This is a genomic window from Mesorhizobium sp. U510 (genome assembly GCF_059180695.1).
The window spans coordinates 6,562,292-6,576,035 of the sequence record NZ_CP180532.1 but is presented as its reverse complement, the minus strand read 5'-3'; the positions used below and the strand labels follow the sequence as shown (position 1 = coordinate 6,576,035).

The 13,744-nt window shown below is 64.9% G+C and carries 9 protein-coding genes; 8 read left to right on the top strand and 1 reads right to left on the bottom strand.

What is annotated here, in order from left to right:
* Positions 1-64: 64 nt before the first annotated feature.
* The 8 genes from ACLGL5_RS33895 to amaB all read left to right on the top strand — a co-directional run bounded on the left by ACLGL5_RS33895 (position 65) and on the right by amaB (position 12,486).
* Positions 65-3,424 (top strand): transglutaminase family protein, encoded by a 3,360-nt coding sequence (locus tag ACLGL5_RS33895; protein WP_069093038.1) that lies wholly within the window; start codon positions 65-67, stop codon positions 3,422-3,424.
* Positions 3,425-3,430: 6 nt separating this feature from the next.
* A complete protein-coding gene (locus ACLGL5_RS33890) occupies positions 3,431-5,842 on the top strand; it encodes a circularly permuted type 2 ATP-grasp protein (RefSeq protein WP_019860914.1) in 2,412 nt (803 codons plus the stop codon).
* Between the two features lie 67 nt (positions 5,843-5,909).
* Positions 5,910-6,794 (top strand): transglutaminase family protein, encoded by an 885-nt coding sequence (locus ACLGL5_RS33885; protein WP_019860913.1) that lies wholly within the window; start codon positions 5,910-5,912, stop codon positions 6,792-6,794.
* A gap of 110 nt (positions 6,795-6,904) precedes the next feature.
* A complete protein-coding gene (locus ACLGL5_RS33880) occupies positions 6,905-7,843 on the top strand; it encodes a glycosyltransferase family A protein (RefSeq protein ID WP_019860912.1) in 939 nt (312 codons plus the stop codon).
* Positions 7,844-7,947: 104 nt separating this feature from the next.
* Positions 7,948-9,039 (top strand): DNA topoisomerase IB, encoded by a 1,092-nt coding sequence (locus tag ACLGL5_RS33875; protein WP_069093037.1) that lies wholly within the window; start codon positions 7,948-7,950, stop codon positions 9,037-9,039.
* Between the two features lie 99 nt (positions 9,040-9,138).
* A complete protein-coding gene (locus ACLGL5_RS33870; protein ID WP_064980706.1) occupies positions 9,139-9,513 on the top strand; it encodes a YciI family protein in 375 nt (124 codons plus the stop codon).
* Positions 9,510-10,784 (top strand): RNA polymerase sigma factor, encoded by a 1,275-nt coding sequence (locus ACLGL5_RS33865; protein ID WP_064980704.1) that lies wholly within the window; start codon positions 9,510-9,512, stop codon positions 10,782-10,784. Before ACLGL5_RS33870 ends, ACLGL5_RS33865 begins: the two co-directional genes overlap by 4 nt.
* 187 nt (positions 10,785-10,971) lie before the next feature.
* Positions 10,972-12,486: an L-piperidine-6-carboxylate dehydrogenase gene (gene amaB / locus ACLGL5_RS33860; protein ID WP_069093036.1), complete on the top strand. Its 1,515-nt coding sequence runs from the start codon at positions 10,972-10,974 to the stop codon at positions 12,484-12,486.
* A 379-nt stretch (positions 12,487-12,865) separates the two neighbouring features.
* Here the strand turns inward: amaB and ACLGL5_RS33855 are convergent, their stop codons facing one another.
* Positions 12,866-13,594 (bottom strand): hypothetical protein, encoded by a 729-nt coding sequence (locus tag ACLGL5_RS33855; RefSeq protein WP_223217920.1) that lies wholly within the window; start codon positions 13,592-13,594, stop codon positions 12,866-12,868.
* Positions 13,595-13,744 lie beyond the last annotated feature (150 nt).

Here is a 13,744-nt window from a genome sequence, read left to right as displayed (position 1 = left end):
AGAATGGCCAGCAGATGTGTCAGGGTTCGGCGAATTCGTTTGAAACGCCGATCTCCGGGGCCCCATGGCAATTCTGGCAGCCGTCTACCATCTGACCCATTACAAATACGACCGGCCGGTGGTTCTCGGGCCTCAGATCGTCAGGCTGCAGCCGGCGCCGCATTCCCGGACAAAGGTGTTGAGCCATTCGCTCAAGGTCGAGCCGGCGAACCATTTCGTCAATCTGCAGCAGGATCCCTACGGCAACTTCCTCGCCCGCTTCGTCTTCCCCGAGCCGGTGACGGAATTGAAGATCGAGGTCGATCTCGTCGCCGACATGACGGTCTACAATCCGTTCGATTTCTTCGTCGAGCCGTCGGCCGAGACGTTCCCGTTCGAATATCCGGAAGAGATCAGGGACGATCTCGCGATCTACCGGACGCCTGAGCCGGCAGGGCCGCTGCTTTCGGCCTTCCTGAGAACCATCGACACCAGCGCGAAAAACACCGTCAATTTTCTCGTCGACCTCAATGCGCGCCTGCAGCGCGAGATCGCCTATATCGTGCGCATGGAGACTGGCGTGTTCTCGCCGGAGGAAACGCTGGCCGCCGGCAAGGGCTCGTGCCGGGATTCGAGCTGGCTCTTGGTGCAGATCCTGCGCAATCTCGGCATCGCCGCGCGTTTCGTCTCCGGCTACCTGATCCAGCTGAAGCCCGATCTCATCGCGCTGGACGGTCCGGCCGGCACATCGGTCGATTTCACCGATCTGCATGCCTGGTGCGAGGTCTATCTTCCAGGTGCCGGCTGGATCGGCTTCGACCCGACCTCGGGCCTGCTCACTGGCGAAAGCCATGTGCCGCTTGCCGCAACCCCGCATTTCCGCAACGCGGCACCGATTTCCGGCATGGCGAGCTTTGCCAATGTCGAGTTCGGCTTCGACATGCGGGTCGACCGCATCGCCGAGCACCCGCGCATCACCAAGCCGTTCTCCGACGAAAGCTGGCAGGCGCTCGACGCGCTTGGCAACAAGGTCGATGCGGCACTTGGCGAAGGCGATGTGCGGCTGACGATGGGCGGCGAGCCGACCTTCGTGTCGATCGACGATTTCGAGTCCGCCGAATGGAACACCGCCGCCGTCGGCCCGACCAAGCGCGAAAAGGCCGATGCGCTGATCCGAAGGCTGCGCGAACGTTTCGCGCCCGGCGGTTTCCTCCACTACGGCCAGGGCAAGTGGTATCCGGGCGAAAGCCTGCCGCGCTGGACCTTCTCGCTCTACTGGCGTGCCGACGGTCAGCCGGTGTGGAGCGATCCGTCGCTGATCGCGCGGGAGAAGAGTTCGGCGGATGTCGGTCCGAAACAGGCCGAAAGCCTGCTGACTGCGATTGCCGGCGAGCTCGGCATCGACAAGGCCATGGTCAGCGAGGCCTATGAGGATCCGGCCGAATGGCTGCTCAAGGAAGGCAAGCTGCCGGAAAATGTCGATCCGTCCAATTCGAAGCTCGAGGACCCGGAAGAGCGCAGCCGCATGGCAAGAGTGTTCGAGCGCGGGCTGACCAAACCGTCGGGCTATGTGCTGCCCGTGCAGCGCTGGAACAGCCAGGCGTCGGGACCGCGCTGGCGTTCGGAGAAATGGAAGACGCGGCGCGGCCGGCTGTTCCTGGTGCCCGGTGATTCACCGGTCGGCTACCGCTTGCCCTTGGGCACACTGCCCTATGTGCCGCCGGCGCAATTCCCCTACATCGTGCCGGTCGACCCGTCGCTGCCGCGCGGCCCATTGCCGGCGCGCGAGGCGATCCTGCCCGCTGCGGCGCCGGCCGAACTGGAAGGCGCCGACGAGATGGCGCGCCGCCAGCAGGCGGCGTCGTTCACCGCCGCGACCGGCCAGCAGGACCGGGTCGAACAGGAGATCACCGAGATCGGCGGCGCGGTGCGCACCGCGCTCTCCGTCGAGCCGCGCGACGGAAGGCTGTGTGTGTTCATGCCACCAGTCGAGGCGCTGGAGGATTATCTCGAACTGGTCGCTGCCGCCGAGAACGCGGCGCGTGCCATCGGTCTTCCCGTGCATATCGAGGGCTATGGGCCGCCGCATGATCCGCGTCTCAACGTCATCCGTGTGGCGCCCGACCCCGGCGTCATCGAGGTCAACATCCATCCGGCTTACAACTGGGAGGATTGCGTGGCGACGACCACGGCGATCTATGAGGAGGCGCGGCTGACGCGGCTTGGCGCCGACAAGTTCATGATCGATGGCCGCCACACCGGCACAGGCGGCGGCAACCATGTCGTGGTCGGCGGTGCGACGCCCAATGACAGCCCGTTCCTGCGCCGGCCTGATCTGTTGAAGAGCCTGGTGCTGCAATGGCAGCGGCATCCGTCGCTGTCCTATCTGTTCTCCGGCCTGTTCATCGGCCCGACCAGCCAGGCGCCGCGTTTCGACGAAGCGCGCCACGATTCGCTTTACGAACTCGAAATCGCCATGGCGCAGGTGCCGCATCCGAACCAGGGCGCGGCCCCCTTGCCATGGCTGGTCGACCGGCTGTTCCGCAATTTGCTGACCGACGTCACCGGCAATACCCACCGCTCGGAAATCTGCATCGACAAGCTGTTCTCGCCGGATGGCCCGACCGGCCGGCTGGGACTGGTCGAGTTCCGCGGCTTCGAGATGCCGCCCAATGCGCGCATGAGCCTCGCGCAGCAGCTTCTGGTTCGCGCCATTATCGCACGTGCGTGGAAAAACCCGCTCGACGGCCGCTTCGTACGCTGGGGCACTTCGCTGCACGACCGTTTCATGCTGCCGCATCATGTCTGGGCTGACTTCCTCGATGTGCTCGACGACCTCAAGCTCAACGGCTTCGAGTTCCGTCCCGAATGGTTCGATGCGCAGCTCGAATTCCGGTTCCCGTTCTGCGGCGAGGTCCAGCATGCCGGCATCAAGCTCGAGCTGCGGCAGGCGCTGGAGCCATGGCATGTCATGGGCGAACAGGGCGCGATCGGCGGCACCGTGCGCTTCGTCGATTCCTCGGTCGAGCGGCTGCAGGTCAAGACCGAAGGCCTCAACCCGGAACGCCATGCCATCGTCTGCAACGGCCGTATCGTGCCGATGAAGGTGACCGATAACCGCGAGGTCGCGGTCGCCGGCGTGCGCTTCAAAGCCTGGCAGCCGGCTTCGGGGCTGCATCCGGCGCTGCCGGTCAACACGCCGCTGGTGTTCGACATCTATGACCGCTGGTCGGGAAGGGCGATCGGCGGCTGCGTCTACCATGTCGCGCATCCCGGCGGCCGCAATTACGACACCTTCCCGGTCAACGGCAACGAGGCGGAGGCGCGGCGGCTCGCCCGCTTCGAACCGCGCGGCCATACACCATCGGCCTATGTGCTGCGCGAGGAACAACCGGCGGAAGATTTCCCGATGACCCTTGACCTCAGGCGACCGGCAAGACTCTGATCAGCGATGGCAAAGGGGAATCACAAGAGGATACGCGGCAAGCCGCAGATCCATAGCCTGCTGGAGCACTACCAGCCCATCGACGGCGTCGTCGACGAGATGGTCGACGCCGCAGGCAATCCCCGTCCGGTCTGGAAGCATTTCATCGAGGCGCTCGACGATCTCGGTGCCGAGAAGCTCGGCCAGCGTTTCGCCCGTGCCGACCAGTATCTGCGCGATGCCGGCGTCTATTACCGCGTCTACGACAAGGCCGGCGCCAATGAGCGCGAATGGCCGCTGGCTCATGTGCCGCTGCTTATCGAGGACAGCGAATGGGCCGCGATCAGCGCCGGTCTCGTGCAGCGCGCCGAGTTGTTCGAGGAAACCATCGCCGATATCTATGGACGCAACCGGCTGATCGAAAAAGGCATCCTGCCGGCGGGATTGATCGCGGCCAGCCCCGAATATTTGCGGCCTGTCGTGGGTACCACGCCGGCCGGCGGCCATTACCTGCATTTCTGCGCCTTCGAGCTCGGCCGTGGGCCTGACGGCCAGTGGTGGGTGCTGGGCGACCGTACGCAGGCGCCGTCGGGCGCCGGCTTTGCCCTGGAGAACCGCGTCGCCACGACGCGCGCGCTGTCCGATATCTATGGCGAGATGCATGTGCATCGCCTGGCCGGCTTCTTCCGCCGTTTCCGCGATGCGCTGATCGGCATGGCCAGGGAAAGCGAAGGCCGCGTCGCCATATTGACGCCGGGGCCGCTCAACGAAACCTACTACGAACACGCCTATATCGCCCGCTATCTCGGCATCATGCTGCTCGAAGGCGAGGACCTGACCGTCTCCGGCGGCAGGCTGATGGTGCGCACCGTTTCAGGCCTGATGCCGATCAGCGTGTTGTGGCGACGCCTCGATGCCGCCTTCGCCGATCCGCTCGAATTGCGGTCGGATTCGCAGATCGGCACGCCGGGGCTGGTGGAAGCCATCCGCCGGGGCGCGGTTGCGACCGTCAATGCGCTCGGCTCAGGGCTGATGGAAACACGGGCGCTGCTCGCCTTCCTGCCCAAGATCGCGCGCGAATTGCGTGGCGAGGAGCTGCTCTTGCCGAGCGTCGCGACATGGTGGTGCGGGCAGGCGACCGAACGCGCCCATGTGCTTGCCAATATCGACCGCATGGTAGTCGGCCCGGCGCTGTCGACGAGACTCGCCTTCGAGGATGATGGCCAGACCACGCTCGGCTCGACGCTGTCGGCCGGGGAGCGGGCCGAGCTGGTGGCGCGCATCGAACGCGATGGCGGCGCCTTTGTCGGCCAGGAAGCGGTGACGCTGTCGACGACACCGGTCTTTGTCGGCGGCTGGCTGGAGCCGCGGCCGGCGAGCCTGCGCGTTTATCTGGCGCGCACGCCCGAGGGCTGGACGGTCATGCCAGGCGGGTTCGCCCGCGTCGGGCTGTCGCTCGATCCGACGGCGATCGCCATGCAGCGCGGCGGCCAGGCGGCCGACGTCTGGGTGGTCAGCGACAGGCCCGTCGAGCGCGAGACGCTGCTGCCGCAAGAGGGCGACAGCTTCACGCGCACCAGGCCGGGCAGCCTGCCCAGCCGCGCTGCGGAAAACCTCACCTGGCTCGGCCGCTATATCGAGCGTTCGGAAGACACGGTGCGCATCCTGCGCGCCTATCACGTGCGGCTGGCCGAGACCTCCGATCCAGACATGCCGTTGCTGGCCGACGTCAGGGACTATCTCGAACCGTTCGGCATCGACGTCGAGACGGCGATCCCGTCAGGGCTGATCGGCACGCTCGACAGCGCCGTCTATAGCGCGGGCCAGATCCGCGACCGGTTTTCCCCCGACGGCTGGCTGGCGCTCAAGGACCTGTCGAAGACCATCCACCAGTTCGCGACGACGGTGGCGCCGGGCGATGACGCGACGCGGGCCATGACGGTGATCCTGCGCAAGCTCGCCGGTTTCTCCGGCCTGCTGCATGAGAACATGTACCGCTTCGCCGGTTGGCGGTTCCTTGAGATCGGCCGGCGGCTGGAACGCGGCATCCAGATCGCCCGCACGCTGTCCCGGCTGACCAGCCCCAAGGCGCCGGACGGCGCGCTCGACATGATGCTGGAGATCGGCGACAGCGTCATGACCCATCGCCGGCAATATCCGGTGCAGGCCGGCCGGCGCACGGTGATCGATCTTCTGGCGCTCGACCCGCTCAATCCCCGCTCGATCCTGTTCCAGTTGGAAAGGCTGAAGGCCGAGATCGGCCTGTTGCCGTCGGTCGGCGGCGAGGGGCACATGTCGCCGGCGGCGAAGGAGATCCTGCAGCTCAACACGGCCATAGCCATCAAGGAGCCTTCGGACATGACGGCAAAGGCGCTGGACGAACTCGCCTATGAAATCGGCGGTCTCTACAACAGCCTCGCCAAAGCCTATTTCGGCTAAGCAGGTTCCGCAAAAGTGTCTCACGGTTTTGCGGCAAGAACCTGCGGCAAAACAAGAAAAGTAGTCCATGCTTTACGACATCAGGCTTCATCTCCATTACGACTATGCAGCGGCGGCGGGCGGCGGTCGCCACCAGATCCGCGTGCTGCCATCGACGATATCGGGCGTGCAGCGCGTCATTGCCGCTTCCCTGTCTTTTGCCCCGGCGCCCAATGAACGGTCGGATTTCTCGGATTTCTTCGGCAACAACGTCACTTCGATTGCCTTTCGCGACGCGCATGACGCGCTCGACATCAGGATGAGTGCACGCGTTTCGGTGTCGCGGCCGGAGCCGGGGCTCGACGTGTCGCCCGATATCGGGCGGCTGCGGCAGGAACTGGCCGCGGTGCGGTCGCTGGCGTCTGACTCGCCGCACCATTTTCTGGCGGGAAGCGCTCACTCCGGCATCGATGCGGCGATCACTTCCTATGCGCAGGACAGCGTCGGCACCTCGGCCGCCGGCACGGCAATGGATCTGTGCAACCGCATCCATCGGGATTTCACCTATGACGGCGAGGCGACCACGGTGCGGACCCGCGCCAGCGATGCCTTCAGGCTGAAGCGCGGCGTCTGCCAGGATTTTTCGCACATCATGATCGCGGGCTTGCGCGGCCTCGGCATTCCGGCCGGTTATGTCAGCGGCTTCCTGCGCACCATCCCGCCCAAGGGCAAGCCGCGGCTGGAAGGCGCCGACGCCATGCATGCCTGGGTCAAGGTCTGGTGCGGGCGTGACGCCGGCTGGCAGGAGTTCGACCCGACCAACGGCATGCGGGCCAGCAACGACCATATCACCGTCGGCTACGGCCGCGACTATTCCGACGTCGCGCCGATCGTCGGCGTGCTGAAGACCACTGGCGGACAGGTCGGCGAGCAGGCCGTCGACGTTATTCCGGTTGCGCTCGAGAAGGTATGAAAGCGCGCTGAGAAGCGCGAAGCGTTCCGCTGCGTGGACGAAGCGACTTCTCAAACATCCAAGGGGCCGCTAATCTCTGTTCGTTTCGGCGCGGGCGCGGGGTCTTGTAATTGAAAGCGGTCAGCGTCGTCATCCCTGCTTACAATGCGGCGGCCACGATCGCGACAACGCTGGCGTCGCTTGGCAGTGAGGCCGAGGTCATCGGCGAGATCCTGCTGGTCGACGATGCATCGACTGACAACACGGCTGATGTGGCACGGCAGGCAGCGGCGCAATTGTCTTTGCCGCTGCGTGTGCTGCCGGCTGAATGCCGCGACGCCGGCGGCGCCCGTAACGTGGCGCTGGCGCAGGCGCTCCATCCCTGGGTGTATCTGATCGACGCCGACGATTTGCATCTTCAGGGCGGATTGCGCGCGCTGCTGCGGCAGGCGGAGAACCAGCCGAAAGCCGGCATGATCGTCGGCGCCTACCGGCGGCGGGTGAACGGGCAGGATCGGCAGATCAAGGTGCCGAACGGCTATCAGGCTGCGTGCCTGGCAAATGCTTCGGCCTATGTGAAAGGCGACATACGCTCCGTCGCCGTGGGCAGCGTGCTGGCGTCCCGGCAACTGATCGGCGATACACGGTTTCCGGTGGGCCTTGCCTATGACGAGGACACGCTGTTCTGGGCGCGGCTGATGAGCAAGGCTTCGCTGGCCATGATTCCGCAACCCGTCATGGTCTATGAGGTTTCGCCGGCTCGTTCCGACGACCGCTTCGCAATCAACCCGGTGCGGCGCTTCCTGGAGTGGCGCCGGGAATTGCGTACGCTCACCGATTGCGGCATCCCGGTCTCGGCGCTCAAGACCAGGGAAGGGCTTGTCGCCCTCAAGATCGCCCGCGTCCACTACGCACGTGGCGACCTCGACGTCGCCGCGCGCTTCCTGGCAGTGGCCGCGGCCGCGCCAAAGCGGCGGTCAGAAGCCTGGCGCTGCCTGCGTTACAGGCTCAAGCTCGCGGTGCGACGCCGGCTGTCGGCGCCGCGGGTAGAACTGCAGGGCGTCTTGTAGTCGTAAGGTTCCGCCATTCGCTTATCGCGGCCAGCCGACTTTCGCGCGGCGTGGAACCAGCTGTCGGCCAACAGCTTATCTACGCATATTTGCGTGGAGCTTACATGCTGCAGACATCCGGATTGCCGCACGGCCGGCCAACCGACGGCGCCGTTGCCCCGAAGAACGGGGCGCAAAGCGCGGCTGAGCACGCCGCGCTGACCTATGTCAGCGATGCCGAGCCCGGCATCCGCCGGCTGAAGACCGGCAAGGGATTTACCTACAAGGGACCGGACGGGAAAGCGGTCTCGGATGCCGCCAGGGCGCGTATCGAGGCGATCGTTATTCCGCCGGCATGGACGGATGTGTGGATATCGCCGGATGCCGACGGGCACATCCAGGCGACCGGCAGGGATCAGCGGGGGCGCAAGCAGTATCGCTATCATCCGCAATGGGCCGAAGAACGCGACGGCGCCAAATATTCGAGCCTCGTTGCCTTCGCCGAAAGCCTGGCCAAGCTGAGGCGCACGATCGACGGTGATTTGCGCCGCCACGGCCTGCCGTTCGAGCGCGTCGTCGCCGCGGTCGTCTGGCTGCTCGACAATACGATGATCCGCGTCGGCAATGCCGCCTATGCGCGCGACAACAAGAGCTTCGGCCTTACGACGTTGCGCGACCGCCATGTCGATATCAAGGGATCGAGCCTGCGCTTCGCCTTCAAGGGCAAGTCCGGCAAGGAATGGAAACTGAAGCTGGTCGATCGCCGTATCGCCGGCATCGTGCGGGGTGCGCAGGACCTGCCGGGCCAGAAACTGTTCCAGTATCTCGACGAGGAAGGCAACAGGCGCCCGGTCCGCTCCGACGACGTCAACCGCTACATCAGGGACGCCGCCGGCGATGCGTTCAGCTCCAAGCATTTTCGCACCTGGGGCGGCACCATCCATGCCGCGTCGCTGTTTGCGCAGACGGAGCTGCCCGAAGCCAAGGCCCAGCAAAAGCGGGTGATGAACAGCGTCATCGACAAGGTGGCCGAGCGGCTGGGCAACACGCGCGCTGTCTGCCGCAAGTGCTATATTCATCCGCAGGTTTTCGAAGCCTGGTCGCAGGGACGGCTGCTGGCAGAAATGGCGGAAGCCAACAAGGGCAAGCGGCCCATGGAGGGTCTCGATGACGAGGAAGCGCTCGTGCTGAGATGGTTGAAGACGCACGAACGGTGACTGGCGGCAATTGACGGTCGCTCTATCCGTCTTTTTTTATCGACGTCGTGTCGGGATCGGTCATACTGTTTCGTCCTTTGATACAGAAAAGGACCGACCATGCTCTACGCCATACTCTGCTATGCCTCCGAAGACGTCGTCAGCTCCTGGAGCAAGGCGCAGGACGACGAAGTCATGGCCAATCTCATCAACGTTCAGGACAAGTACGCCAAGGCTGGCCGGCTTGGCCCGGTGGCGCGGCTTTTGCCGACGACAGCGGCGACGACGCTGCGGAAAGTGAAAGGCGAATCGGTCGTCATCGATGGGCCGTTCGCCGAGACCAAGGAGCAGTTCCTCGGTTTCTACACGCTCGAATGCGCCGATCTCGACGAGGCCGTCGAATTCGCCCGTGAGCTCTCCGAGGTCAACCCGAGCGGCGGATCCTATGAGATCCGGCCGGTCTCGGTGTTCAATCCCACTAAGGTGGTCGTATGACCGAACTTGCCTGGATCAGCTCCGCGATCAGCGCTGCTCGCCCGCAGGCAATGGGCGCGCTGCTGCGCTATTTCCGCGATCTCGATACGGCGGAGGAAGCTTTCCAGGATGCCTGTCTCCGGGCGTTGAAGAACTGGCCGCAGAACGGGCCGCCGCGCGACCCGGCGGCCTGGCTGATCTTCGTCGGCCGCAACAGCGGTATCGACGCGGTGCGCAAGCGCGCCAAGCAGGCGCCGATGCCGGAAGAGGACCAGATCTCCGATCTGGAGGACGCCGAGAGCGACATCGCCGAGCGGCTGGACGGCGCGCACTATCGCGACGACATATTGCGGCTGCTCTTCATCTGCTGCCATCCTGACCTTCCGGCAACGCAGCAGATCGCGGTCGCACTGCGTATCGTCTCCGGTCTCACCGTCAAGCAGATCGCTCGCGCCTTCCTGGTCGGCGAGAGCGCCATGGAGCAGCGCATCACCCGCGCCAAGGCGCGCATCGCCGACGCAGGCGTGCCGTTCGAGACGCCGGGCGCTGCCGAGCGCTCCGAGCGGCTCGCCGCGGTGGCGGCGATGGTCTACCTGATCTTCAACGAAGGCTATTCGACCAACAGCGGCGAGGCGCCGGCCCGCGCGCCGCTGTGCGAGGAGGCGATCCGGCTCGCCCGGCTGTTGCTGCGGCTGTTCCAGACCGAGCCGGAGATCATGGGGCTGACGGCGCTGCTTTTGCTGCAGCATGCGCGCGCGCCGGCCCGCTTCGACGCGGACGGCGAGATCGTGCTGCTCGAGGACCAGGATCGCAGCCTGTGGAGCCGCAAGATGATCGACGAGGGGCTGGCGCTGGTCGACAAGGCGTTGCGCCATCGCAAGCCCGGTCCCTACCAGGTGCAGGCCGCGATCGCCGCTTTGCATGCCCGGGCAGAGAAGGCCGAGGACACCGACTGGGTGGAGATCGACCTGCTCTACGGCCTGCTCGAGCAGATGCAGCCGTCGCCCGTCATCACGCTCAACCGCGCGGTGGCGGTCTCGAAAATACGCGGCCCGGAAGCCGCCCTTGCGATGATTGAGCCGCTGGAAGAAAGGCTTTCCGGCTATTTCCACTTCTTCGGCCTCAAGGGCGGGCTGCTGATGCAGCTCGACCGGGGTGAGGAGGCGCGGGTCGCCTTCGACCGCGCCATCGCGCTGGCCAACACGGCGGCGGAAGCAGCCCATATCCGCATGCATATCGACCGTTTGATGAAGGACGGCGCCGTGCGCGTGCCGGCGAAAAAGGCCAACTGAGCCGCGTTTGCCCATCTGGCTCAATCGTGTCGCCCGGGCTTAGACCATGCCGGGGTGGCGATTTTCCCTCGAAACGAGTAAGGCCACGCCATGACTGTGCCTGAAGTGCCTTTTCGGTACGCGGGCGAGATGGCGCGAGGCTTTGACCCGACGCCATATGATGACGACGGATCTGAAAGGGACAAAAATGACCATAGCGAAGGAAACGGCCGAGCTTCTGGCGAAACTGGGTGTGGCCAAGGACGCGCTAGTCGGCGGCGACCTGATCGTGCACAGCCCGGTGACGGGCGAACAGATCGCGGCCCTGAAGACCATCTCGCCGGCCGATGCGGCCAAGACCATCGATGCCGCCCACAAGGCGTTCCAGTCCTGGCGGCTGGTGCCCGGCCCGAAGCGCGGCGAACTGGTGCGGCTGCTCGGTGAGGAGTTGCGTGCGCACAAGGCCGAGCTTGGCCGGCTGGTATCGATCGAGGTCGGCAAGATCCCGTCCGAAGGCTTGGGCGAAGTGCAGGAGATGATCGACATCTGCGATTTCGCCGTCGGCCTGTCCAGGCAATTGTACGGCCTGACCATCGCCACCGAGCGTCCGGGCCATCGCATGATGGAAACCTGGCATCCGCTGGGCGTGGTCGGCGTTATTTCCGCCTTCAACTTCCCGGTCGCGGTATGGTCGTGGAATGCGGCGCTGGCGCTCGTCTGCGGCGACGCGGTGGTGTGGAAGCCCTCGGAAAAGACGCCGCTGACCGCACTTGCCTGCGAGGCGATCTTCAAGCGCGCGGTCAAGCGTTTCGGCGCCGACGCGCCGCAGGGGCTGGCGCCGGTGCTGATCGGCGACCGCGCCGTCGGCGAAATCCTGGTCGACCATCCCAAGGTGCCGCTGGTCTCGGCCACCGGCTCGACCCGCATGGGCCGGGACGTCGGCCCGCGTCTGGCCAAGCGCTTTGCCCGCGCGGTGCTGGAGCTCGGCGGCAACAATGCCGGCATCGTCTGCCCGACCGCCGATCTCGACATGGCGCTGCGGGCGATTGCCTTCGGCGCCATGGGCACCGCCGGCCAGCGCTGCACGACGCTGCGGCGCCTGTTCGTGCATGAGAGCGTCTACGATGCCTTGGTGCCGCGGCTGAAGAAGGCCTATCAGAGCGTGTCTGTCGGCAATCCGCTGGAGACCTCTTCGCTGGTCGGGCCGCTGATCGACAAGGCGGCCTTTGACACCATGCAGAGGGCATTGACGGAAGCCACGGCCCATGGCGGCAAGGTGACCGGCGGTACGCGCGTCGAAAATGGCCACCCGGATGCCTATTATGTGCATCCGGCGCTGGTCGAGATGCAAAGCCAAGTCTCGCCGGTGACGGAAGAAACCTTCGCGCCCATCCTCTACGTGATGAAATATTCCGATTTCGACGCCGTGCTTGACGAGCACAATGCGGTGGGTGCTGGCCTGTCATCGTCGATCTTCACGCGCGATCTGCAGGAATCCGAGCGGTTCCTCGGTGTCGACGGTTCGGACTGCGGCATCGCCAATGTCAACATCGGCACGTCAGGAGCCGAGATCGGCGGCGCCTTCGGCGGCGAAAAGGAGACCGGCGGCGGCCGCGAAAGCGGCTCCGATGCGTGGAAGGCCTATATGCGGCGCGCCACCAACACGGTGAACTATTCCAAGGCGCTGCCGCTTGCCCAGGGCGTCTCGTTCGACATCGATTGAGAACGCCGAGGTCTGCCCAAGATCAGTGTCGGTGATGCTCGGCGAGCATCAATCGACACAGGGCGTACACGTCGCTGTAATGCTGGACAGCTTCTGACGCTTGTCCAGCATCGGCCCTTCGGATACCGCTCCGATCAGCGGGCCGGCCGTAGGACCAAAGGCTTCGGCGAAGCTTGGGCGCGGGCACAGCGATGCAATGCCGGATGAGCGGCAACGCTGGCCATCAATAGTGGGTGAATGTGTACAGTGGCCACAATCACGGACGCAGCTTCATTGCTACGCGGAAGCGCAAAATCGGTATCTCTTCTTGTCCGACCTGATTGCGGACGGAAATCCGCCTTACGCTTTCCCCAAAATCAGCCCTTGTGCAGGGCGCTGCTCAGTCACCGCCTTGCGATGGCGGAAAACAAGCCTTGAAGGCATTGTCGACGACAGCCAGCTTGGCGGCCTGCACGGTCATGTATTCCTCGTAGAACCCGTGCGACACCCACATCACCGAATGGCCGCGTTGGCCGAGCCAGCCAATGCTGCCGAGTTCCTCGGCGGTGCGCAGTTTGCGGCCGAGATGGGTCCGCGACAGCTTGAGCCATTTGGCGAAATCGCCGATCGAAACCACACTGGTCGGAATCCGCTCCAGGCCGGCGTGGTCCGGATCGATGCCGGACATCAGCCAGTCCATGACGATGCCGCCATTGTTGAGCCAGATGAAAAGGGAAAAGGTCTGGTTGGGTTCGCGCACCGGCTTTGAGGTCAGCAGGCCGTCAGCGATCAGCGGCTGCAGCGTGGCAAGCATGTCGGGCCGTTCCAGATATCTGCCCAGCCGGTCGCCGCCATCGATATGGTCAAGCGTGCGCAGATGGGCGGTCACCCAGCCGGTGAACCTCTCGATGGTGGCGGCCGTCGGTTGCAGGGGATGCGTGCGGCCGTCCCCGCCAGCCACATACTCGGCGATGTTGTAGTGCAGCATCTCCTTGATGAATGCATCCGCCGTATTGCGGCTGGCCACGGCGTTCTTGTGCACGACCTCGATAAAACGCGATACGGTCAGTTCCTTGCGGCGGTCGTTCGGGTCCCGCCGGAAGTGCATGGCAAGGCCGACATGGGCCATCAGCCAGCGCTGCTGCGTGGCAAAGATTGAAGCCAGTCGCGGGGTTTCCTCATAGATTCGGATCAGGGACTGCGACTGTTCCTGTACGTAGCGGTGCAAGGCCGGATGGGCGGCTATGTCTTCCAGATTCAGCGCGGATCTCCCGATCTC

Coding starts and splice junctions, on each gene's coding strand:
- ACLGL5_RS33895 (WP_069093038.1), top strand. CDS start 65: ATGGCAATTCTGGCAGCCGTCTACCATCTGACCCATTACAAATACGAC.
- ACLGL5_RS33890 (WP_019860914.1), top strand. CDS start 3,431: ATGGCAAAGGGGAATCACAAGAGGATACGCGGCAAGCCGCAGATCCAT.
- ACLGL5_RS33885 (WP_019860913.1), top strand. CDS start 5,910: ATGCTTTACGACATCAGGCTTCATCTCCATTACGACTATGCAGCGGCG.
- ACLGL5_RS33875 (WP_069093037.1), top strand. CDS start 7,948: ATGCTGCAGACATCCGGATTGCCGCACGGCCGGCCAACCGACGGCGCC.
- ACLGL5_RS33870 (WP_064980706.1), top strand. CDS start 9,139: ATGCTCTACGCCATACTCTGCTATGCCTCCGAAGACGTCGTCAGCTCC.
- ACLGL5_RS33865 (WP_064980704.1), top strand. CDS start 9,510: ATGACCGAACTTGCCTGGATCAGCTCCGCGATCAGCGCTGCTCGCCCG.
- amaB (WP_069093036.1), top strand. CDS start 10,972: ATGACCATAGCGAAGGAAACGGCCGAGCTTCTGGCGAAACTGGGTGTG.
- ACLGL5_RS33855 (WP_223217920.1), bottom strand. CDS start 13,594: ATGGCCCATGTCGGCCTTGCCATGCACTTCCGGCGGGACCCGAACGAC.